This is a genomic window from Methylobacterium sp. AC832 (assembly GCF_979256025.1).
The window spans coordinates 860,044-880,524 of sequence record NZ_CEEDMV010000001.1 but is presented as its reverse complement, the minus strand read 5'-3'; the positions used below and the strand labels follow the sequence as shown (position 1 = coordinate 880,524).

Here is a 20,481-nt window from a genome sequence, read left to right as displayed (position 1 = left end):
GGTGGTTGGGTAGATTGATTTGCCGACGGAAACCTATACCCCGCCGGCCGTGGATGGAACGATGCGGCCCGCATGGCGGCGCGTTGTCGACCGGCTTGCGCACGGGGGCGAGTTGTCCGACATGCTCGCTGCGAACGGCTCGCGCGGTCCCGCCGGGTAACGCCTCTCCAAAATTGATGCGCAAGATGAGCGACCCAATCGACCGGCGGCCCGGCGAAGAGACCGTCACGCTGCCCGCCTCCCACGATGCCGGGCTCTACTTCATCGGCCGTGTCCGGACCCCATGGGCGACCCGCGCCGAATGCCCGAAGAACGGGCTTCAGACCGACGCCATCTGCACCCTGGAGGTGGATGCCGCCTTCGCTCCCGGTTTGCAGAACGTGGAGGGGGCGAGCCACCTCATCGTGCTCTACTGGATGGACCGGGCGGCCCGGGACATCGTGCGCCAGATGCCGCGCCATGCGGAGGGCAGCCGGGGCACGTTCTCCCTGCGCTCGCCGGCGCGTCCCAACCTCATCGCGCTGTCTGTGGTGGAACTCCTCGGCATCGAGGGGACGACCCTGAGAGTCAGAGGGCTCGACTGCCTCGACGGCACGCCGCTCCTCGATATCAAGCCCTATTACGCCAGCACCGATTCGCGGCCGGAGGCGACCATCGACCGAGCCGGCACGGCAAAAATCGTGGACGGGTCGGGAGCGCCCCGGTGAGGGCTCTGCGCCTGGGCCTTGCCGGGTTGGCGATCCTCGGCGTCGGCTTCGCCATCGGATGGATCGAGAAGCCCCTGCGCCTGAACACCCGGCTCTACGCCACGGACCGGTTGCCTTCGATCCAGGCCCATCTCGACGATGCACCGGACGGCTACATCCTCCTCGCCGGCGATTCGCAGGCCGAGTTGCAGAACCCGGCGCAGCGGGTCTGCGGCGCGGAGATCGTCAATGCCGGTGTGAGCGGCGCCTCGGCCTCCGTCTATGCCGATCTCGTGGCCAACCTGTCCGTGAAGACCCGCCCCCGCGCGGTGGTGGCCTTCATCGGAACCAACGATCTTCTGCGGAAGAAGGAGCCGCTATCCGACAGAACGGCCCAGATCTTCGACGAATCTGTGGAACGGATCGTGAAACGGCTGCAGGCCGAAAGCGACCGCGTCGTGGTTGCCGCCATTCCGCCCATCTCGCGTTCGGTGGAGAAGCGACTCGAACCGGCGGCGGTAGCGGCCTATTCGGCCCGGATCAGGGTCCTGTGCGAACGCCTGTCCTGCGGTTATGCGGATCCTTTCGCGGAGCTCCGCGACGGCGATACCGGGTTCGCGCTGCCCGGCACCCTGCGTGACGATCTGCACATCGCGGATTACCGCCGCGTGATGCGGGCCCTGGAGCCCGCTCTCTGCGCGAAGAGGCCCTGATCAGGCCCCGGCGTGATGGGGCGCCGCCGGTGCCGTCGATGCACCGCCTTCCGGCCTGTCTCCCTTGGGTGCCTTGATGCGGTACCAGCCGACATAGAGGGCGGGTAGGAAGAACAGGGTCAGGAAGGTGGCGGCGATGATGCCGCCGATCATGGCGTAGGCCATCGGACCCCAGAACACTTCGCGGGCGATGGGGATGAGGGCGAGGCTCGCCGCCCCGGCCGTGAGCAGGATCGGCCGCATCCGGTGGCAGGTCGCCTCCACCACCGCATCCCACGGGGCGTAGCCCTCGCGGTCGTACTCGTCGATCTGCATCACCAGGATCACCGAGTTGCGGATGATGATGCCGATGAGGGCGAGCACGCCGAGGATGGCGACGAAGCCCAATGGCTTGCCGAAGGGCAGCAGGATCGCCACCACGCCGATCAGGCCGAGCGGCGCCACGCTCGCCACCAGGAACAGCTTCTGGAAGCTCTGAAGCTGGATCATCAGGAACATCGCCATGGCGAGCAGCATCACCGGCGCCACCGCCGCGATGGGTCCGCTGCCCTTGGCGCTCTCCTCCACCGCACCGCCGACCGCGAGGGTGTAGCCATCCGGCAGGGTCTTCTCGAAGGCCTTGATGGCCGGATCTAGGGCGTTGACGATGGTCGGGGCCTGGGTGTCGTTCACGATGGCCGCCCGGACCGTGATGGTGGGCAGGCGGTCGCGGCGCCAGACGATGGGCTGTTCGAGTTCGTAGCTCACCGTGGCGAAGGCGAGCAGCGGCACGACGCTGCCGTTCGATAGCGGCACCTGCAGGCTCTGGAGCGTCTCGACGGAGTTGCGCTCCACCGCCTGGGCGCGGCCGATGACGTCCACGAGGTAGATCGAATCGCGGACCTGAGTGATCGCGCGGCCGCCGACGATGCCGTTGAGCAGGCCGGCGATATCCTCCGAAGTGACCCCGAGCTGGCGCGCCTTGTCCTGAATGATCTCGACCTTGAGCACTTTGCCGGGCTCGTTCCAGTCGAGGTTGGGCAGGCCGACATTCGGGTTCGAGGCGACGATGTTGCTGAGCTGGAGCGCGAGGCCCCGCACCTTCTGCAGATCGGGTCCGCTCAGCCGGTACTGGATCGGGCGTCCCACCGGCGGGCCGAGATCGAGGGAGTGGACGAACACGTCGGTACCGACGAATTCCTTGGCCGCCAGCGCCTCGAATTTCTGGATCATCTTGTCCCGCGCCTCGAGCGACGAGGTCACCACGATGATCTGGCCGAAGAACGCGTTGCCGAGCTGCTGGTCGAGGGGAAGATAGAAGCGCACCGCGCCCTGCCCGACATAGGAGCTCCAGCGCAGGATGTCGGGATCGCCCTTCATCGTCGCCTCGAATCGGTCCATCTGGGCCTTGGTCTCGGTGATGCTGGCATTCTGCGGCAACGTCATGTCCACGAGGATCTCGGGACGGTCGGAGGCCGGGAAGAATTGCTGCTGCACGAACTGGATGCCGTAGAGCGACAGGCCGAGCAGGCCGACGCAGAAGGCCACGGTGATCCAGCGGAAGCGCATGGCCGGAAGCAGCATCGCCCGGAAGGTCCGGAGCAGGAAGCTCGGTTTGTCGTGATGCTTCTTGATGGTCTTCGGCAGCAGCTTCACGCCGATGAGCGGCGCGAACAGCACCGCCACGACCCAGGAAATCAGGAGCGAGGCCGCGATGACCACGAACAAGCTATAGGTGTACTCGCCCGCCGCCGAGCCGTTGAAGCCGATGGGCAGGAAGCCCGCCACCGTGACGAGGGTGCCGGTGAGCATCGGGAAGGCGGTGGAGGTGTAGGCGAAGGTCGCCGCCTTCTTCAGGGTATCGCCGACCTCGAGCCGCGCGACCATCATCTCAACCGTGATCATGGCGTCGTCGACGAGGAGGCCCAGCGAGATGATGAGGGCGCCGAGCGAAATGCGCTGAAGCGTGACGCCCATGACCTGCATCACCACGAAGACCACGGCGAGGACGAGGGGGATGGAGAACGAGACCACGAGCCCTGCGCGCCATCCGAGGCTGATGAAGCTGACGCCGAGGACGATGACGACGGCCTCGATCAGCGCCTTGGTGAAGCCGCCCACAGCCTCTTCGACGATCTTCGGCTGGTCGGAGACGAGGTGGATGCCGACGCCGTAAGGTAGCTCGCCTTCGAGCTTCTTCATCCGCGCCTTCAGGTCGTGGCCGAAGGTCAGCAGGTTGCCGGAGGGCTGCATGGCGATGGCGAGGCCGATCGCAGGCTGGCCGTTGAACCGGAACAAGGCAGTCGGCGGATCAGTGAAGCCGCGCGAGATCTCCGCCACGTCGGACAGGCGGAAGAACCGGTCGTTCACCCGCAGGTTGATGGTCTTGAGACTGTCCTCGGAGACGAACTGACCGCCGACGCGCACGGAGACGCGCTCGGGCCCGGCCTGGATCACGCCGGAGGGGGCAATGGCGTTCTGCGCCTGCAGCGTCGCGATGACGGCGGCCTGGTCGACGCCGAGGCCGGCGAGCTTACGGGTGGAGAAGTCGAGGTAGATCGCCTCGTCCTGCGCGCCGAGCAGCTGCATCTTGCCGGCATTGTTGACCTTCTTCAGGTCGGCGCGCACCCGCTCCACGTAGTCGCGAAGCTGGCGCATGGAGACGCCGTCGGCGGTGAACGCATAGACATTGCCGAAGACGTCGCCGAACTCGTCGTTGAAGAACGGCCCCTGAATCCCTTGCGGGAAGGTGCTGCCGATATCGCCGATGCGCTTGCGGACCTGGTAGAAAATGCCCGGAATGGTCTTGGGCGGCGTCGTCTCACGCAGCTGCACGAAGACCGTGGTCTGGCCCGGCGTGGTGTAGCTGCGGCTGAAATCGACGGCGTCGATCTGCTGCAATTCCTTCTCGATCCGTTCGGTGACCTGATCGAGCGTGTCGCTGATCGTGGCGCCGGGCCAGCGCGCCTGCACGATCATCGTTTTGATGGCGAAGGGCGGGTCTTCCTCGCGGCCGAGCTTCTCGTAGGCGAGGAAGCCCGCCAGCATCGAGATGAGCATCAGGAACCAGACGAAGGAGCGATGCTCGAGCGCCCATTCGGACAGGTTGAAGTTCTTCACGGGGCGGCTCTCGCGTGACGCTGGTCGGATCGGCGCGGCTATTGAGATGTGTCGGCGAGGCGGACGCGCTGGCCTTCACCGAGACTGCGGGCACCGGCGAGCACGACGCGCTCCCCCGGCTTCAGCCCCTCGGTGATGGAGACACGCTCGCCGTTCCTGTCCGCGACGGTGACGTCGCGGCGGGACACGGCATCCCCGGCCTCGTTGACGATCCAGACCGCGCTTCGCCCGTCGGCCTCGAAGACGGCGGTCGCCGGCAACTGGAAACGCGGCGCCATGTGGCGTGACAGTCCGACCGTGATGGTGGAGCCGAGGCGGAACGCGTCCGGTGGCTTGAGCAGGGTCATCCTGATGCGGCGGGTGCGGGTCTTCTGGTCGGCGAAGGGCGAGACCTCGCGGACTTTGCCCGTGGCCGTCACGTCGGGCGCGCTCTGGAGCGCCACGGTGAAGACCGCATCCTTCGGCATGGCTCCGACCAGATCCTCGGGGATGTCGACCACGGCCTCGCGTTCTTCGGGACGCGCCAGGGTCGCCACCGCCTGTCCCGCCGAAAGCACCTGTCCCACCTCCGCGCTACGGACGGTGACGACGCCGTCGAAATCCGCATGCAGCTCGGTATAGCCCATCTGGTCGCGGGCTTTCTGCAGGTTCGCCTGGGCCTGGGCGAGACGGGCCTGGGCCGTGTCCCGGCTCGCCACGGCGCTGTCGAGCCGGGCTTGGCTGACATTGCCGTTGGCGATCAACCGCCGCTGCCGCGCCTCGGTGGCGATGGCGTTCTCCGCCTGTGCCGTGGCATCGGCGAGTTCCGCCTCCGCCCGCGTCAGCGCGAAACGCATGACGACGGGATCGAGGGCGGCGATGCGCTGGCCCTTCTTCACCACATCCCCCACGGTCACGTCGCGGGCGATGACCCGGCCCGCGATCTGGAATCCGATCTCGGACTGGTAGCGGGGGGCCACGAAGCCCGCGAACGGCCCGAATACGATGGTGTCGATGGGCTTGGCCACGGTGTAGAGGACGGGCCGCACCGGAGGCGGGCCGGCATTTTCCTCCTCACCATGGCAGGCACCGAGAGTGGACACGACCGCTGCGATCAGCGTCAGGCGTAAGCCGGAATGGATCATCGGCCGATCTCCTCGGCAACGGACACGGTCTGGCCCGGGCGGAGGAATTGAATACCGGCGATGACCACCTCCTCGCCCGGCTCGACACCGCCGGACAGGGCGATGGTGTTGGGCGAGTAGCGGTCGATGGTCACGTTGCGCGGCGCGACCTTGCCGCTGGCCGGATCCCGGACCCACACGGCCGGTGCGTTCTCCCAGCGGTAGAGCGAGGACCAGGGCAGGACGATGGCCGTCTGCGGCCGGAACTTTCCGGTGCCGACGACGATGGCCCCGAGCGTCATGGCGGAAGGCGTGTCCTTCAGCCCGACCTTGACTCGCACGGTGCCGGAGGCGGCATCGACACTCGGGGAAATCTCCCGCACCGTGCCGACGGTCCGCACCTTCGGGTCCGCCTGGAGGGTGACGTCGATCTGCTTGCTCTCGGGCGGGGTCGCGAGAACCGCCTCGAACACGTTGAACACCGCGTCGCGCGGCCCGTCCTCCGCCATGGTGAGAACGGTCTGGCCCGCCTGGACCACTTGCCCCACCTCGAAGCTGCGGCTCAGGACGATGCCGTCCACGCCCGATTTCAGATCGGTGTAGGAGAACTGTTCCTGGGCCGTGCCCAGTGCCGCCTTGGCGGACTCGACCGAGGCCTGGGTCGTGCGGAGTTGCTGCTCGGCATCGTCATAGCTCGGCCGCGTGGTGTATCCGCTGGAGAGCAGCATCTCCTGGCGCTTGAAATTGACCTTTGCCTGGGTCAGCAGGGCCTCGGCGGAAGTCAGCGCGGCCTGCGCGTTGTTGAGGTTGGCGCGCTGCTCCTGCGGATCGAGCTTGGCCAGGACCTGATCGGCGGTGACGTGATCGCCGACCTCCACCAGTCGCGTGGCGATCTTGCCGTTGTTGCGGAACGCCACGTTGACCTGCGACTGGGCCTGGATGTCGCCCGTGAAGACGAGATCGGCCGAGATGGTGCTGCGCTCGGCCTTCGCCGTCCGGACGATGGCGAGGCTCTGCTTGGCCGCGCCGGCAGCGGAGACGTCCTCTGCCTCCTTGGCAGAAGCCGGAAGCGAGGCCGAGACCGCAAGGCCGAGGAGGGTGACCGCCCCCGCGCCACGGATTCGTCGAATGGACTTGGTCAGACCAGACACCACGACCCCATTCCGGATAAGCTCTATCGAACCGCTTCTCTATCGGGTATCTTACCGACCGTCCAGACGGTTTCTAAAAGGCAATGACATGGCAAAGCCGCGCACACGGCGCGAGGACCGGGCGAGCATCATCCTCGATGCGGCCGAGAGCCTGATCCGTCGTGCGGGTACGCGCACCTTGACGATCGACGCGGTCGCGGCGGAGGCGGGCTTGAGCAAGGGCGGGGTCCTCCACCATTTCTCCTCGAAGGAAGCGCTCATCACGGCCATGGCCGAGCGCAAGCTGAAGGAGGTCAAGGAGGGCATTGCCCGGCTCGAAGCGGAGCAGGTTCCGGGTCCCTCGGCCCTCCCCCTCGCGCTGATCGCCCATGCGAGGCAGGTCTACGCTGAGGAAGAGGGCTTCCCGCGGGCCTTCCTGCTGGCCTCCGCAGAGAATCCAGAGGCATTCGCCGGCTTCAACGCGTTCCTCCGCGAACGGCTCGCCGGCCTTGAGAAGATCGAGACCTGTCCGGGGATCGGCGCAGCTTTGGTGTTCTCGACACTGGGGTTGTTGATCACCCGGACGCTGGGCTTCCATTCCATGGAGGGCGCGCAGCTCGAACGGCTCTTCGACGGCCTCGAAAAGGTGGCGCGCTGCGTGACCGAGGGCGAGATCCCGCCGGATGCGTGCGGGACGCCCTGAGCGGCTTCACGCGAGGGCGGCCATGGCCTGGAACACGAGGGCGTGGCGGGCGGCCAAGGCGTCGATATCGGTGGCATAGCCGCCGCCGATCACCGCCACGAGGGGAATGCGACGTCTGCGCGCCTCTCCGATGACGTAGCGATCCCGTGCGGCGAGGCCCGCATCGGTGAGGGCCAATCGCCCGAGCCGGTCGTCCATGTGCGGATCGACCCCGGCATTGTAGAACACGATGTCCGGCGAGAGGCCGTCGAGCAGGCCCGGCAGATGCGCCGCCAGAACGGCCGCGTAGGCCGCGTCGTCGACGCCATCTACGAGGCCCAGATCGAGATCGCCGGGGATCTTGCGCGTCGGGTAGTTCTTTTCCGCATGGACCGAGAACGTGAACAGGTCCGGTGAGCCGGCGAGGCAATCCGCGGTGCCGTCGCCCTGATGCACGTCGCAATCGACCACCAGCGCCCGGCGGATCGCGCCCTCGTCCTGAAGCGCCAGGGCGGCGACGGCGACGTCGTTGAACACGCAGAAACCCGCGCCGGTCTCCCGCCGCGCATGGTGGCTTCCGCCGGCGGCGCTGCCTGCGAGGCCATGCTCCAGCGCGAGCCGCGCCGCCGCGAGGGTGCCGCCGGCCGAGGCACACGAGCGAGCCACGACGCTCTCATCCACCGGAAGGCCGATCTCGCGCTCGATCTCCCGCGAGACCGAACAGGACAGGACGGCATCGACGTAATCCGATCGATGCGCGCGCTTCAGCATGTCCGCGTCGGCCGGCTCCGGTCTGACGAAACCGGCGGGGGCGAGGCCGAGCGCCGCGAGCGTTTCGGCGAGACGGCCATATTTCCGCATCGGAAAGCGATGCCCGTCCGGCAGGACGGCCTGATAGGCAGGGTGGACGACGATGGGCGGGGTCATGCCGGATCGAACCGGCCGGGCCGAACGGCAGTTCCGCGAACGGCCACGGGTCTCGTCTCGCTCACGCCCTGGCCTTCCCTCTGAGGGGCGGCAGATCGGGGCCGCGCCGCTGTCATACGACTGAAATAGCCCGTCTGTTACGGCCTTGGGCAGGGGCTGGTTCCGTCAGGTGGCGGAGGCCCGGAGGGAGCGCGGCATGTTCGGCAGTATCGAGACCGGCGCGATCGTCGCGCTCTCGCTCTGTGCCGCACTGACCTCGGTCAATCTCCTCAGCATCGCCATCGCCACATGGCGCATCGGCCGGAATTGCGGGACCTCGAGCTTTCCCAGCGCCGCGCCCATTTCCCTCGTTCGCCCGGTCTGCGGCCTCGAAGCGTTCAGCGAGGAGATGCTCGAGCGCGGCTTCCATCTCGACCACCCGAATTACGAGCTGATCTTCTGCGTCGCCGATGGCCGTGATCCCATCGTGCCGCTGCTGCACCGCCTGATGGCGGCCCATCCCACGGTGCCGGCACGGCTCATCGTCGGCGACGAGCGGATCAGCGACAATCCCAAGCTCAACAATTGCGTGCGGGGCTGGGAGGCAGCCCGCCACGAATGGGTCGTGTTGGCCGATTCCAACGTCCTAATGCCGCCGGACTACCTGCAGCGGCTGCAGGCCTCGTGGCGACCCGATACGGGCCTCGTCTGCTCCACGCCCATCGGCGCACGGCCGCACGGTTTCTTCGCCGAACTGGAATGCGCCTTCCTCAATACGCTCCAGGCGCGCTGGCAATATACCGGAGAGAGCCTCGGCCTCGGCTTCGCGCAGGGCAAGAGCATGCTCTGGCACAAGCCGTTCCTCGACGGGCATGGCGGGATCCGGGCGCTCGCCGCCGAGATCGCCGAGGATGCCGCGGCGACGAAGCTCGTCCGCGCGGCCGGCAAGCGGGTCCACCTCGTGGCCTCGCCCTTCGACCAGCCCCTGGGCACCCGCGCGTTTCGCGAAGTCTGGTCGCGGCAGGTCCGCTGGGCGCGTCTGCGTCGGGTAACCTTCCCGCACTTCTTCGCGCCCGAGATCGGCTCCGGCACGATGCTGCCCTTCGCGGTCGCGGCCCTGTGCGTTCCCAGCGTTCCAGTTCTGACCGGCGTCATCGTCATGGCGATGCTCTGGTACGGGGCCGAATACGCGCTCGCGGCCCGCGCCGGGTGGCACCGCTCGCCCCGGCTCTTCCTCGCCTTCCTGCTTCGCGACGCCATCCTCCCCATCATGTGGGTGAGCGCCTGGATGCAGAGCGCCATCGTCTGGCGCGGCAACGCCATGGACATCCGCCCCAAGGAGACGCCGCGCCTGCGCACCCGCGCCACCGCGGCCTGACTGCCGATACGCCAAGCTACGAACCCGGCTTTAAGGCACAGACTTATTCGATACGGCCTCCGGGGTTTTGTCCCCTCACCGTCATTCCGGGTCTGCGGAGCGAAGCCCGGAATCCAGAGCCTCAACCTGTGCTCGACATGGCAGCCTCGGTGGTTCTGGATTCCGGGCTCGCCGTCGGCGACCCGGAATGACGGAGGTGTGCCGACGAATGTCACACCATCGCGCTTTCACCGGAGTTCTGAGCCCTGACCGGATACGGGCGTCGCACGCCCTCTTTCTCGTACGGCAAAACTCTTGCTTGGCCATTCCCCGACGGCAGCCTTCGCCGATGACGGGAACCCACCATGCAAAGCGAATCCACCGGCCTGCATAAGGGCCTGAACGCGTTCCATCTCTGGGGCATCGCCGTCGGCCTCGTGATCTCGGGCGAGTATTTCGGCTGGAGCTATGGCTGGGCCAGCGCCGGCACGCTCGGCTTCCTGGTGACGACGACCTTCATCGCCGCGATGTACGTCGCCTTCATCTTCAGCTTCACCGAACTCACCACGGCCATTCCGCAGGCCGGAGGCCCCTTCGCCTATAGCCGACGCGCCTTCGGCCCCATCGGGGGCTGCATCGCCGGCTATGCGACGTTGATCGAATTCGTCTTCGCGCCACCTGCCATTGCACTCGCCATCGGCGCCTATCTCAACATCCAGTTTCCGGGCCTCGACCCGAAACACGCGGCGCTCGCCGCCTACCTAATCTTCATGACCCTCAACATCGTCGGCGTTCAGATCGCCGCCACGTTCGAGCTGTTCGTGACCATCCTGGCGGTGGGTGAGTTGCTGGTGTTCATGGGCGTCGTCGCCCCCGCCTTCAGCTTCACCAATTTCGCCGCCCATGGCTGGGCCGGGGAATCCACATTCAGCCTCGCCGCGATCGGCGGCATGTTCGCGGCCATTCCCTTCGCCATCTGGTTCTTCCTCGCCATCGAGGGCGTCGCCATGGCGGCGGAAGAGGCCAAGGATCCCAAGCGCACGATCCCCATCGCCTACATCACCGGCGTACTGACGCTCACGGTCCTCGCCTTCGGCGTCATGATCTTCGCTGGCGGCTCGGGCGACTGGCGCACCCTGAGCAACCTCAACGACCCGCTGCCCCAGGCCATGAAGACGGTGGTGGGCGAGTCGAGCGGCTGGCTTCACATGCTGGTCTGGCTCGGCCTGTTCGGCCTCGTGGCGTCGTTCCACGGCATCATCATGGGCTATTCGCGCCAGATCTTCGCCCTCGGCCGCGCCGGCTACCTACCCGGTTTCCTCGCCAAGGTGCATCCCCGCTTCCAGACTCCTCACGTGGCGACGGTGGCCGGCGGCCTCGTCGGCATCGCCGCCATCTACAGCGACAACCTCATCGAGATCGCGGGCCAGTCCCTCACCGCGAGCATCGTCACCATGGCGGTGTTCGGCGCGCTGGTGATGTACGGCATGAGCATGGCGGCCCTGTTCAAGCTGCGCCGCAGCGAGCCCGACCTCGCACGTCCCTACCGGGCACCGTTCTTCCCCATCGCCCCCGCCTTCGCCCTGGCCATGGCCGGCATCTGCTTCATCGCTCTGGTCGTCTTCAATCCAGTGATCTTCGCGATCTTCCTGGCCGTGATGGTCGTGGCCGTTTCCGCCTCGCATTTCCTGGCAAAGCCGGTCGCAACCGTTCCCGCCCCGACGCTCGATCCGGCTATCTGAGGGGCTGGGGCTCGCATCACGCGCGGGGCTTGGCCATAAGGCAGCGATGAAAATTGGTATCATCGAGGCGGGCGCACCGCCCGCTCGCCTGGCCGAATCCTACCCGTCCTACGGCCGCATGGTGAAGAGGCTCCTCGGCGACCCCGCTGATGTCACGATCTTTCCGGTGGCGGAGGGACGGTTTCCCACCGCCCCCGAGGCGTTCGACGCGTTCGTGGTGACGGGATCGGCGGCGGGCGTCTATGACGACCTGCCGTGGATCGCGCCGCTGAAGAGCTTCCTGCGCGACGTCGACGGGCGCGCCAAGCTCGTCGGGCTCTGCTTCGGTCACCAGATCCTCGCGGCGGCGTTCGGCGGTACGGTGGAGAAATCGGCCAAGGGCTGGGGCATCGGCCTCCACACCTATGACCTGTTCGAACGCGCGGACTGGATGGACGACGCGCGCCGCGTCTCGGTGCCGGCGATCCATCAGGATCAGGTGATCGTCCCCCCTTCGGGCGCGCGCGTTCTCGGCGGCAACGTCTTCACGCCCTACGGCATCCTGTCCTACCCGCAACGTCGGGCGATCTCGTTCCAGGTCCATCCGGAATTCGAGGGCGAGTACGCCACGGCCCTCATTGCAGGACACCGACCCGCTGTGCCCCATGACGAGGCGTTCCAGGCAGCAGCCGTTGCGTCACTGCGCGGCGAGAGCGATGCTCCCCGCGTGGGCGACTGGATCCGCCGCTTCCTGCAATCGAGATAAGCACCGTCCGGGGCTGGCTCACGGGCCGCGTTGCCGGGACGATTGGTGCGGGCGGTCGGAATCGAACCGACACTCTGTCACCAGAACCGGATTTTGAGTCCGGCGCGTCTACCAGTTCCACCACGCCCGCAACATCCGCCTCATGGCACAGGATCGCGCCGACGGCCAGAGGGGTTTTGCAGCGAGACCGCGCCGCGGTGGTTCCCGCTCGCAAGTCCGGCCGGGTTGTGCTCAAAGGGCCTCGCGCCCTCCCCTATCGGATAGAAGCTCTTCATGATCCGCCGCCTTTACGAGTGGATACTCGCGCTCGCGGGCAAGCCATCGGCCCCCTACGCGCTCGGTGCGGTGGCGTTCTCGGAGAGTTCGTTCTTTCCGGTCCCACCCGACGTGATGCTGGTGCCGATGGCGGTGAGCCGGCCCGACAAGGTCTGGCTCTACGCGACGATCACCACCCTGGCCTCCGTGGCCGGCGGTCTGCTCGGCTACGCCATCGGCGCGCTGCTCTACGATTCCATCGGGGTCTGGCTGTTCTCGCTCTATGGGTTGAACGAGAAGGCGGCGAGCTTTCAGGCCTCCTACGCTCAGTACGGTCACTGGGTGATCCTGCTGAAGGGCCTGACACCGATCCCGTTCAAGCTGGTGACGATCACGTCGGGCTTCGCCCATTACGACCTGTTCTGGTTCGTCCTGCTCTCGCTCATCACACGAGGCGCGCGCTTCTTTCTCCTCGCTGGGCTTCTGAAGCGCTACGGCGTATCCATTCGCGCCGTCCTCGACCGGCATCTGAACGTCGTCGCGGCCATCACGGTGGCCGTCATCATCCTCGGCTTCGTCCTGTTCAAGGTGCTGCTGTGATCGATTACTCCACCCTTCTCCGTCTTCGCCGGGCCGCGCTGGCGGTCCTGATCGGGTCCGTCCTGGCGATTGCCGGCGCGTTCTATTTCCAGTGGGTTCTCGGCTACGTGCCGTGCAAGCTCTGCCTGACGGAGCGCCTGCCTTATTACGCGGCCATTCCGCTGGCCCTGCTGGCCCTGTTCACCCCGGAGCGCGTGACGCGGCTGATCCTCGGGATCGCCGCCCTCGGCCTGCTCTATGGTGCGGGCCTCAGCGTCTATCATGCCGGTGCCGAATGGGCGCTCTGGGCCGGGCCGTCCGATTGCGGCGGCGGCAGCGGTGCCAACCCCAGCGATGTCGGGGATTTTCTCGATACCCTGAAGGCAACGCGGGTCGCCGATTGCTCCACCGCCGCCTGGCGCTTCCTCGGCATCTCGCTGGCCGGCTGGAATGCGGCCATCGCCTTCATCCTGGCCTCCATCGCCGGAACGGCCGCCCTCAAACGCTGAACGGGCGGCGGCGAATCTTCAGTTGAGGTCGCCGGGCAAGGCGGGGAGCGGGGCCACGTCGATCCCCTCCTCCACGAGGGCACGGGCCTCGGAAGGGCTGGCGACGCCGTAGATCGGGCGGGACTCGGCCTCGCCGTAATGCATGCGCCGCGCCTCTTCGGGGAATTGCGGACCGACATTGTCGGCCGTCCGGATCACGTGCTCGCGCATGGCACGCATCAGGGCGCGCAACTGCCGCTCCGGCTCAGCCATCACCGGCACGTCCGCAGAAGGCACGGCAACGGGCGCGCTCGTAGCAGGTTCGGCAGTCGAGCGGCTCCGATCCGGCGCCAATGCGACGGTCTTCGCCAGCGCCGGCGCCATCATGGCCTTGGCGACCCGGGTCGAGCCGCAAGCGAGACATTCCACGAGACCGTCCGCCGCCTGTGCGTCGTAGGAATCGCTCGAGCGAAACCAGCCCTCGAAATCGTGTCCGTTCTCGCAGACGAGCGTGTAGCGGATCATGGGCGGGATTGGACCGGACGCATGGTCACCCAGCCCGCCCGACGCGCTCGACCGTGAAGGGGCGTGCGTGTTTGAGGGCGGGGATCCGCCCCCTCGCCTCGGTGACGCGGGCGAGGTCGATCTCGGCCAGGATCACGCCGGGCTCGGCACCGCCGGCATCCGCCAGCACCTTGCCCCAGGGATCGACGATGATCGAGTGGCCGTAGGTCTCGCGGCCGTCCTCGTGGCGACCGCCTTGAGCGGCCGAGATCATGAACGATCCGGTCTCGATGGCGCGGGCGCGGTGGAGGACATGCCAATGCGCCTCGCCCGTCTGCTTGGTGAAACAGGCCGGAGCGCTGAGAATCGTCGCCCCGGCTTCCGCCAGAGCCCGGTACAGGGCCGGGAAACGCAGGTCGTAGCAGATCGCGATCCCGAGGGGCGCCCAGGGCGTTTCGGCGACGACCGCGCAGGCACCGCCGGTATAGGTATTGGATTCGCGCCAGCGCTCGCCGTTGGGAAGGTCCACGTCATAGAGGTGGAGCTTGTCGTAGGAGGTGGTGATTGCCCCCTTTGAATCGATGAGGAAGGCGCGGTTCGCGATCTTGTCGCCGTTCCGCACGGCCAGCGAGCCGATATGGACGACGATGCCGCGCTCGCGGGCCACATCGCGCAGGGCGGCGAGGGTCACGTCCTCGTCCTGCTCGCGCACATTGGCGAACAGGCTGGCTTTATCCCGCTCCACCAGCGAGGTCATTTCCGGTGTCTGTACGTAGTCTGCCCCCTGGGACGCAGCCTCTCGCACCAGGGCGACGGCGGCATCCCGATTGGCAAGCGGATCGCGCCCGGACCGCATCTGGACGCAGGCCGCGACGAAGCGAGGCTCGGTCTTGTCCTGTTCCGTCGGCGAACCGTCGCTCATGATTGCGGCGCCTGGGTCGACAGAAGCGGATCGAGCTTGCCCGACCGGTCGAGGGCGTAGAGGTCGTCGCAACCACCCACATGCGTCTCGCCGATGAAGATCTGCGGCACGCTGGTTCGGCCGCCCGCACGCTGGGTCATGGCCGCACGGGAGCCGACAGTCTTCTCGACGTCGACCTCCGTGAAGGTCACGCCCTTCTCGCGCAGCAAGGTCTTGGCGGCGGTGCAGTAAGGGCACCAGGCTGTCGTGTAGATGGTCACCGGAGGCATGGTTTGCAGACGTCCCGCTTCGCTCCCCTGAGCATATAGGGGAATGGCGGACGTCTTCCTACCGCGAAGGCGTCATTGCGCCGACGCGCGAATCGGTTTCAGGCCGCCAGCAGCTTCTCGACCTCGTTGACGAGGTCACGCAGGTGGAAGGGCTTCGACAGCACCTTCGCGTCCTTCGGAGCCTTCGAATCCGGGTTCAGGGCAACCGCCGCGAAGCCCGTGATGAACATGACCTTGATGTCCGGATCGAGTTCGGTGGCGCGGCGCGCCAGCTCGATCCCGTCCATTTCCGGCATCACGATATCGGTCAGGAGCAGTTCGAAGGGCTCCTCGCGCAGACGATTATAGGCCGAGAGGCCGTTATCGAACGACAGCACGTCATAGCCGGCATTCTGCAACGCCTTGGCCAGGAACCGGCGCATGTCGTTGTCGTCTTCGGCCAGGAGGATCTTCATCGGTCGGTGTCCCGCACCCTTGAGTCGCTGTGTTCTTTCCATAAAGCGCAGACTTGGTAAACAAGGTGTTGAGATTGGCACCCGGACCGGGTGCAGGACGGCACACCGATCACTTCGCGACGGGGGGTGTCGCAGTGGACACGCACCGTCACACGCCGCAAAGTGCGGCCATGCGTTTCCCTTCCAGCACCTGGGCGCACACGCCGCGATGACCGAGCCTAGCCCTCGCTGGAATGCAGCGAATCCGGGAGATTTCGTACCGCCCTTCGCCATCGACGAGCCGGGCGAGCACACGCTTCCGTTCGTGTTCAACACGCCTCATTCCGGGGCGGTCTATCCGAAAGCCTTCCTCGCGGGCTCACGCCTCGACCCGTTGGCGCTCCGCCGCTCGGAAGACGCCTATGTCGACCGCCTGTTCGCGCCCGTGGTCGATCTCGGCGCGCCGCTCATGCGCGCGAACTTCCCACGGGCCTATCTCGACGTGAATCGCGAGCCCTACGAGCTCGACCCGCGCATGTTCGACGGCCGCCTTCCGCCCTTCGCCAACACGCGGTCCATGCGTGTCGCCGGCGGCCTCGGTACGGTGCCGAGGGTGGTGGCCGATGGTCAGGAGATCTACCGCACGCGGCTCCCCGTGGAGGAAGCGGTCGCGCGGATCGAGGAGCTCTACAAGCCGTATCACCGTACCCTGCGCGGCCTCATTCAGCGCACCGCACGTGCCTTCGGCCACGCCATCCTGATCGATTGCCATTCGATGCCGTCCTCGAGCCTCCCCCGCGACGAGGATGCGAAGGCCGATTTCGTGCTGGGCGACAGGTTCGGGACGAGCTGCACGCCGATCCTGATCGCGGCGTTCGAGCATCATCTGCGCGCGCGCGGTTTCCGCACCCTGCGCAACAAGCCCTATGCGGGCGGGTTCATCACCGAACATTACGGGGAGCCGAATATCGGCCGCCACGCGCTTCAGATCGAGATCAACCGCGGGCTCTACATGAACGAGAGCAACCTCGCGGTGACGCAGGGGTTCGCGGATCTGGTCTGGACGCTACGCGAGGTGGTGAAGGCGGTGGCCGAGGAAATGGACAGCCTGACACTCCGCAGGATTGCCGCCGAATAGACCGGATGGGTTCTGCCGCGCGTATCGCGCGAGCAGACGTCCCAAATCACAAACCGCCAAATCACAAACCGCCAAATCACAAACCGCCAAATCACAAACCGATTTCCCAAGAAAAAAGGCCGCTCCGAAGAGCGGCCCGAAGTCTAGGGAGGAAACGCCCAAGAAGGGCTACGGGACCGCGACGCCATCGCGATCTCGCAATGCACAAAGTACAGTGCGCCGCACAAAGCGCAAGAGTGTTTCGCCGTCGAAAGTCTGCACTCGGTGCATGCCATGCCCGCGTCGCACGCACCGTACGGCGCAGCTTGCAGGTCTTGGCTCGACAGTCTCGGTTTGCGCGTACTCCTCCCGAGCCTTCCCTCAATGTTCCTTGAGCAGCCGGGCGATCTCGGCCTTGAGCGGCTCGGCGAGTTCCTTGCGCTGCAGCGCGTAGGCGATGTTCGCCGTGAGGAAGCCGAGCTTGGAACCGGTATCGTAGGTCCGGCCTTCGTAATGCATGCCGAAGAAGGATTGCTTCTCGGCCAGCTTGATCATCGCGTCGGTCAGCTGGATCTCGCCGCCGGCACCCTTCTCGCCCTTCTCTAGGATCGAGAAGATCTCCGGCTGCAGGATGTAGCGCCCGGAGATGATGAAGTTCGATGGCGCGGTGCCCTGTTTGGGCTTCTCGACCATGCCGTTGATCTCGAAGGTCTGCCCATAGGTCTCACCGACGCCGACGATACCGTATTGATGCGTCTCCTCCGGCTTGACCTCCTCCACGGCGATGACGTTGCCGCCATGGCGCTCATAGGCGGAGAGCATCTGCTGCATGCAGCCCTTGCTTAGCATGTCGGGGAGCAGCACGGCGAAGGGCTCGTCGCCGACGATCTCGCGGGCACACCAGACCGCATGGCCGAGGCCGAGGGGAGCCTGCTGGCGGGTGAAGCTCGTTTGCCCGGCAGCCGGGAGATCCCGCTTCAACTCCTCGTAGATCGCCTCCTTGCCGCGCTCCTGCAGCATGCGGTCGAGTTCGAAGGCGATGTCGAAATGATCTTCGATCACGGCCTTGCCGCGGCCGGTGACGAAGATGAAATGCTTGATCCCGGCCTCGCGCGCCTCGTCCACCACATGCTGGACGACCGGCCGGTCGACCACGGTGAGCATTTCCTTCGGGACGGCCTTGGTGGCGGGCAGGAAGCGGGTACCCAACCCTGCGACAGGCAGGACGGCTTTACGAATCGGTTTCATCAAGCGGGACCCGGTCTCTTAAAATGCGGTGGGAACAACCCGGAGGCGGGGGACGATAGCACGTTGTCGTGATGGAGCGAGCAAGAACAAAACCATTTCCACGCCCGACTCAGCCTAAAGCGCCGCATGATCACACGGAGGGTTTGAGGTATATCTTCCGCGACGTGCGCGGGAATGGAAGTGGGGCCATGGCGATTCTGGTGACGGGCGGCGCGGGATATATCGGCAGCCACATGGTGCTGGCGTTGCTGGATGCCGGCCACAAGGACATCGTCGTCATCGATGATTTGTCCACCGGCTTCGACTGGGTGCTTCCCCCCGACGTGACGTTGGTGGTGGGCGACGTGGCCGATCAGGCCCTGGTGAAACGGGTCATCGCCGAACACGGAATCGATGTGCTGGCGCATTTCGCCGCCAAGATCGTGGTGCCGGATTCGGTGGCCGACCCTCTCGGCTACTATCTGGCCAACACGGTCAAGACCCGGGCGCTCATCGAGGCTGCGGTGCATGGCGGGGTGAAGCACGTCATCTTCTCCTCCACCGCCGCAATCTACGGCGAGCCCGAAATCGTCCCGGTGCCGGAGGACCTCGTGGCCGCGCCGATCAACCCCTACGGCCGCTCGAAACTCATGAGCGAGTGGATGATCGACGACGCAGCCAAGGCCCACGGCTTCAGCTACGTCATCCTGCGTTACTTCAATGTCGCGGGTGCCGATCCTCGCGGACGCAGCGGCCAATCTTCAAGCGAAGCCACCCATCTCATCAAAGTCGCCACTCAGGCGGCGCTGGGCCGGCGCAGTCATCTGAGCGTGTTCGGTACGGATTACCCCACCCGCGACGGCTCGTGCCTCCGCGATTACATCCAGGTTTCCGATCTCGCCGATGCCCATTGCGTCGCCATCGATCATCTACGTTCGGGTGGCGCGAGCAAAACGCTCAATTGCGGCTACGGGCGCGGTTACTCGGTCCTCGAGGTGATCGAGGTGGTCAAGCGCATTTCGGGCCGTGATTTCGAAGTGAGGCTGTCGCCGCGCAGGCCCGGCGACCCGGCGCAGATCGTGGCGAAGGCCGACCGGATCCGCGCTGAATTGGGCTGGCAGCCACGTTACGACGACCTCGACGGGATCGTGGCCCAGGCCCTCGCCTGGGAAGAGACCCTGGCCCGGCGCAACCGCCTATGAAGACAGCCCTCCGCGCCGCCATTGCCCTCTGCGCATTTCTTGCAGCGGAGGCCTGGGCAAAGGATTCCGCCCGGCAGACACCGCCTGCCAAACCGGAGGCGGCAGCAAACGCCTCGTTCCGCAGCTTCGTCGATGCTCTGCGGCCCGATGCCGAGGCGCGTGGGGTCAGTGCTGCGACCTTCGACGCGGCGTTTCGCGGCGTGTCTTCGCCCGATCCCGGCATCCTCGCCAAGACCACCGCTCAAGGGGAGTTCGGACGCCCCGTCTGGGACTATCTCGTCGGTGCGGTCTCGACCGGGCGGATCGCACGGGGCCGCTCACAAGCGGCCCGTCTGTCCACCACGCTGGCGGCGATCGAGGCCCGGACGGGCGTCCCGCGCTGGATCGTCCTCGCCTTCTGGGGGGTCGAGTCGGATTTCGGAGCGAGCGGCGGGACCGTCCCGACCATCCGCGCCCTGGCGACCCTGGCGCAGGCGCGCTTTCGCGGCACGCTGTTCCGGAACGAGCTCCTCGACGCATTAACGATTCTGCAGCGCGGCGACATCGCCCCCGAGGCGATGAAGGGATCCTGGGCCGGCGCCATGGGCCAGACCCAGTTCCTCCCATCGACCTTCCTGAAGCATGCGGTGGATTTCGACGGGGACGGTCACCGAGACATCTGGCGATCGGAGCCGGATGCCCTGGCCTCCATCGCCGGCTATCTCCAGTCTCTCGGCTGGAACCGCGACCTGTCCTGGGGCTATGCCGTGACGCTTCCAGGCGGATTCGACCTGACGACGTATCGGGCGGACCTGTCGGACTTCGCCAGACGGGGCGTCCGCAGGATCGATGGCGAGGCGCTGCCGGGATCGGGTGCGGCCAGCCTGTTCCTGCCCGGCGGCTCGGGCGGCCCGGTCTTCCTGATCACCGACAATTTCGAGGTGATCCGGAGCTACAACACCTCGGATTCCTATGCACTCGCCGTTGGCCATCTCGCCGACCGTCTTGCCGGCGGGCCGCCACTGGCGGCACCTTGGCCGACCGGCGTGCCACGCCTCGACAAAGCGGGCCTGCAGGCACTGCAGAAAGCCCTGGCCGCCCGAAACCTCTATGCCGGCGATGCGGATGGCCGCGCCGGACCGAAGCTGCGGGAGGCGGTCCGCCAATATCAGATCAAGGAAGGTCTGGTGGCCGACGGCTACGCCACGCCCAGCCTTCTGGAGCACGTTACGGCGCGCCCCTAAGGCTCCGCCTCGTGAGGCGGATTTAGACGCGGGGCCGATCGTCCGATAGGATGGCGCGGTCTCGTCCTTCGACGATCAGCAGGCAGGTCGCAGCGTGG

General features: G+C 66.5%; 20 protein-coding genes and 1 tRNA gene. 11 read left to right on the top strand and 10 right to left on the bottom strand.

The window, feature by feature from the left end:
- The first annotated feature begins 185 nt into the window (after window positions 1-185).
- Window positions 186-707: a tRNA (N6-threonylcarbamoyladenosine(37)-N6)-methyltransferase TrmO gene (gene tsaA, locus AC0IXR_RS04120; RefSeq protein WP_471759820.1), complete on the top strand. Its 522-nt coding sequence runs from the start codon at window positions 186-188 to the stop codon at window positions 705-707.
- A complete protein-coding gene (locus tag AC0IXR_RS04115; protein ID WP_471759819.1) occupies window positions 704-1,399 on the top strand; it encodes an SGNH/GDSL hydrolase family protein in 696 nt (231 codons plus the stop codon). Before tsaA ends, AC0IXR_RS04115 begins: the two co-directional genes overlap by 4 nt.
- On the opposite strand, the gene AC0IXR_RS04110 is transcribed toward AC0IXR_RS04115, so the two are convergent.
- The 3 genes from AC0IXR_RS04110 to AC0IXR_RS04100 are packed head-to-tail and all read right to left on the bottom strand — an operon-like array spanning window position 1,400 to window position 6,752.
- Complete coding sequence (locus tag AC0IXR_RS04110) at window positions 1,400-4,498, bottom strand: efflux RND transporter permease subunit (RefSeq protein ID WP_471759818.1); 3,099 nt, start codon at window positions 4,496-4,498, stop codon at window positions 1,400-1,402.
- Between the two features lie 38 nt (window positions 4,499-4,536).
- A complete protein-coding gene (locus AC0IXR_RS04105; RefSeq protein ID WP_471759817.1) occupies window positions 4,537-5,622 on the bottom strand; it encodes an efflux RND transporter periplasmic adaptor subunit in 1,086 nt (361 codons plus the stop codon).
- Window positions 5,619-6,752 (bottom strand): efflux RND transporter periplasmic adaptor subunit, encoded by a 1,134-nt coding sequence (locus AC0IXR_RS04100; RefSeq protein WP_419951988.1) that lies wholly within the window; start codon window positions 6,750-6,752, stop codon window positions 5,619-5,621. Before AC0IXR_RS04100 ends, AC0IXR_RS04105 begins: the two co-directional genes overlap by 4 nt.
- A gap of 88 nt (window positions 6,753-6,840) precedes the next feature.
- On the opposite strand from AC0IXR_RS04100, the gene AC0IXR_RS04095 reads away from it, so the two are divergent.
- Entirely contained in the window at window positions 6,841-7,434 is a 594-nt protein-coding gene (locus AC0IXR_RS04095) for a TetR/AcrR family transcriptional regulator (protein ID WP_056431361.1), read from the top strand.
- Window positions 7,435-7,440: 6 nt separating this feature from the next.
- Here AC0IXR_RS04095 and AC0IXR_RS04090 read toward each other — a convergent pair whose 3' ends face one another.
- Window positions 7,441-8,340 carry a histone deacetylase family protein gene (locus AC0IXR_RS04090; protein ID WP_471759816.1) on the bottom strand — a complete coding sequence of 300 codons (900 nt, stop codon included), beginning with the start codon at window positions 8,338-8,340 and terminating at the stop codon, window positions 7,441-7,443.
- Between the two features lie 196 nt (window positions 8,341-8,536).
- Between AC0IXR_RS04090 and AC0IXR_RS04085 the strand changes: the two genes are divergently transcribed.
- The 3 genes from AC0IXR_RS04085 (at window position 8,537) to AC0IXR_RS04075 (ending at window position 12,163) form a co-directional block, all read left to right on the top strand.
- Complete coding sequence (locus AC0IXR_RS04085) at window positions 8,537-9,697, top strand: ceramide glucosyltransferase (protein WP_471759815.1); 1,161 nt, start codon at window positions 8,537-8,539, stop codon at window positions 9,695-9,697.
- A 344-nt stretch (window positions 9,698-10,041) separates the two neighbouring features.
- Window positions 10,042-11,418 (top strand): ethanolamine permease, encoded by a 1,377-nt coding sequence (eat, locus tag AC0IXR_RS04080; RefSeq protein WP_471759814.1) that lies wholly within the window; start codon window positions 10,042-10,044, stop codon window positions 11,416-11,418.
- Between the two features lie 46 nt (window positions 11,419-11,464).
- Entirely contained in the window at window positions 11,465-12,163 is a 699-nt protein-coding gene (locus tag AC0IXR_RS04075) for a glutamine amidotransferase-related protein (RefSeq protein ID WP_471759813.1), read from the top strand.
- Between the two features lie 43 nt (window positions 12,164-12,206).
- Here the strand turns inward: AC0IXR_RS04075 and AC0IXR_RS04070 are convergent.
- Window positions 12,207-12,293 (bottom strand) — tRNA-Leu (locus AC0IXR_RS04070).
- 143 nt (window positions 12,294-12,436) lie between these two features.
- On the opposite strand from AC0IXR_RS04070, the gene AC0IXR_RS04065 reads away from it, so the two are divergent.
- Entirely contained in the window at window positions 12,437-13,018 is a 582-nt protein-coding gene (locus AC0IXR_RS04065) for a YqaA family protein (protein ID WP_471759812.1), read from the top strand.
- On the top strand, window positions 13,015-13,506 hold the full coding sequence (locus AC0IXR_RS04060; RefSeq protein ID WP_207411543.1) for a disulfide bond formation protein B: 492 nt from the start codon (window positions 13,015-13,017) through the stop codon (window positions 13,504-13,506). Before AC0IXR_RS04065 ends, AC0IXR_RS04060 begins: the two co-directional genes overlap by 4 nt.
- Before the next feature lie 18 nt (window positions 13,507-13,524).
- Here the strand turns inward: AC0IXR_RS04060 and AC0IXR_RS04055 are convergent, their stop codons facing one another.
- From AC0IXR_RS04055 to cpdR, 4 genes are all read right to left on the bottom strand, one after another.
- Window positions 13,525-14,010 (bottom strand): DUF1178 family protein, encoded by a 486-nt coding sequence (locus AC0IXR_RS04055; RefSeq protein ID WP_207411542.1) that lies wholly within the window; start codon window positions 14,008-14,010, stop codon window positions 13,525-13,527.
- Window positions 14,011-14,035: 25 nt separating this feature from the next.
- Window positions 14,036-14,911 (bottom strand): carbon-nitrogen hydrolase family protein, encoded by an 876-nt coding sequence (locus AC0IXR_RS04050; RefSeq protein ID WP_471759811.1) that lies wholly within the window; start codon window positions 14,909-14,911, stop codon window positions 14,036-14,038.
- Window positions 14,908-15,180 carry a glutaredoxin 3 gene (gene grxC, locus AC0IXR_RS04045; protein WP_461229423.1) on the bottom strand — a complete coding sequence of 91 codons (273 nt, stop codon included), beginning with the start codon at window positions 15,178-15,180 and terminating at the stop codon, window positions 14,908-14,910. Before grxC ends, AC0IXR_RS04050 begins: the two co-directional genes overlap by 4 nt.
- A gap of 98 nt (window positions 15,181-15,278) precedes the next feature.
- Window positions 15,279-15,635 (bottom strand): cell cycle two-component system response regulator CpdR, encoded by a 357-nt coding sequence (cpdR, locus tag AC0IXR_RS04040; protein WP_003603128.1) that lies wholly within the window; start codon window positions 15,633-15,635, stop codon window positions 15,279-15,281.
- Between the two features lie 208 nt (window positions 15,636-15,843).
- On the opposite strand from cpdR, the gene AC0IXR_RS04035 reads away from it, so the two are divergent.
- Window positions 15,844-16,752 (top strand): N-formylglutamate amidohydrolase, encoded by a 909-nt coding sequence (locus AC0IXR_RS04035; RefSeq protein WP_207411539.1) that lies wholly within the window; start codon window positions 15,844-15,846, stop codon window positions 16,750-16,752.
- Window positions 16,753-17,112: 360 nt separating this feature from the next.
- Here the strand turns inward: AC0IXR_RS04035 and galU are convergent, their stop codons facing one another.
- On the bottom strand, window positions 17,113-17,979 hold the full coding sequence (gene galU, locus AC0IXR_RS04030; protein WP_471759810.1) for a UTP--glucose-1-phosphate uridylyltransferase GalU: 867 nt from the start codon (window positions 17,977-17,979) through the stop codon (window positions 17,113-17,115).
- A 188-nt stretch (window positions 17,980-18,167) separates the two neighbouring features.
- Between galU and galE the strand changes: the two genes are divergently transcribed.
- On the top strand, window positions 18,168-19,160 hold the full coding sequence (gene galE / locus AC0IXR_RS04025) for a UDP-glucose 4-epimerase GalE (RefSeq protein ID WP_056431395.1): 993 nt from the start codon (window positions 18,168-18,170) through the stop codon (window positions 19,158-19,160).
- Complete coding sequence (locus AC0IXR_RS04020) at window positions 19,157-20,383, top strand: lytic murein transglycosylase (RefSeq protein WP_471759809.1); 1,227 nt, start codon at window positions 19,157-19,159, stop codon at window positions 20,381-20,383. The genes galE and AC0IXR_RS04020 overlap by 4 nt, the downstream gene beginning before the upstream one ends.
- Window positions 20,384-20,481 lie beyond the last annotated feature (98 nt).

Bases quoted from the DNA above. Each gene is read 5' to 3' on its own strand.
- tsaA (WP_471759820.1), top strand. From the start codon at position 186: ATGAGCGACCCAATCGACCGGCGGCCCGGCGAAGAGACCGTCACGCTG.
- AC0IXR_RS04055 (WP_207411542.1), bottom strand. From the start codon at position 14,010: ATGATCCGCTACACGCTCGTCTGCGAGAACGGACACGATTTCGAGGGC.
- AC0IXR_RS04095 (WP_056431361.1), top strand. From the start codon at position 6,841: ATGGCAAAGCCGCGCACACGGCGCGAGGACCGGGCGAGCATCATCCTC.
- galU (WP_471759810.1), bottom strand. From the start codon at position 17,979: ATGAAACCGATTCGTAAAGCCGTCCTGCCTGTCGCAGGGTTGGGTACC.
- AC0IXR_RS04050 (WP_471759811.1), bottom strand. From the start codon at position 14,911: ATGAGCGACGGTTCGCCGACGGAACAGGACAAGACCGAGCCTCGCTTC.
- AC0IXR_RS04085 (WP_471759815.1), top strand. From the start codon at position 8,537: ATGTTCGGCAGTATCGAGACCGGCGCGATCGTCGCGCTCTCGCTCTGT.
- eat (WP_471759814.1), top strand. From the start codon at position 10,042: ATGCAAAGCGAATCCACCGGCCTGCATAAGGGCCTGAACGCGTTCCAT.
- galE (WP_056431395.1), top strand. From the start codon at position 18,168: ATGGCGATTCTGGTGACGGGCGGCGCGGGATATATCGGCAGCCACATG.
- AC0IXR_RS04020 (WP_471759809.1), top strand. From the start codon at position 19,157: ATGAAGACAGCCCTCCGCGCCGCCATTGCCCTCTGCGCATTTCTTGCA.
- grxC (WP_461229423.1), bottom strand. From the start codon at position 15,180: ATGCCTCCGGTGACCATCTACACGACAGCCTGGTGCCCTTACTGCACC.
- AC0IXR_RS04090 (WP_471759816.1), bottom strand. From the start codon at position 8,340: ATGACCCCGCCCATCGTCGTCCACCCTGCCTATCAGGCCGTCCTGCCG.
- cpdR (WP_003603128.1), bottom strand. From the start codon at position 15,635: ATGAAGATCCTCCTGGCCGAAGACGACAACGACATGCGCCGGTTCCTG.
- AC0IXR_RS04065 (WP_471759812.1), top strand. From the start codon at position 12,437: ATGATCCGCCGCCTTTACGAGTGGATACTCGCGCTCGCGGGCAAGCCA.
- AC0IXR_RS04105 (WP_471759817.1), bottom strand. From the start codon at position 5,622: ATGATCCATTCCGGCTTACGCCTGACGCTGATCGCAGCGGTCGTGTCC.
- AC0IXR_RS04075 (WP_471759813.1), top strand. From the start codon at position 11,465: ATGAAAATTGGTATCATCGAGGCGGGCGCACCGCCCGCTCGCCTGGCC.
- AC0IXR_RS04035 (WP_207411539.1), top strand. From the start codon at position 15,844: ATGACCGAGCCTAGCCCTCGCTGGAATGCAGCGAATCCGGGAGATTTC.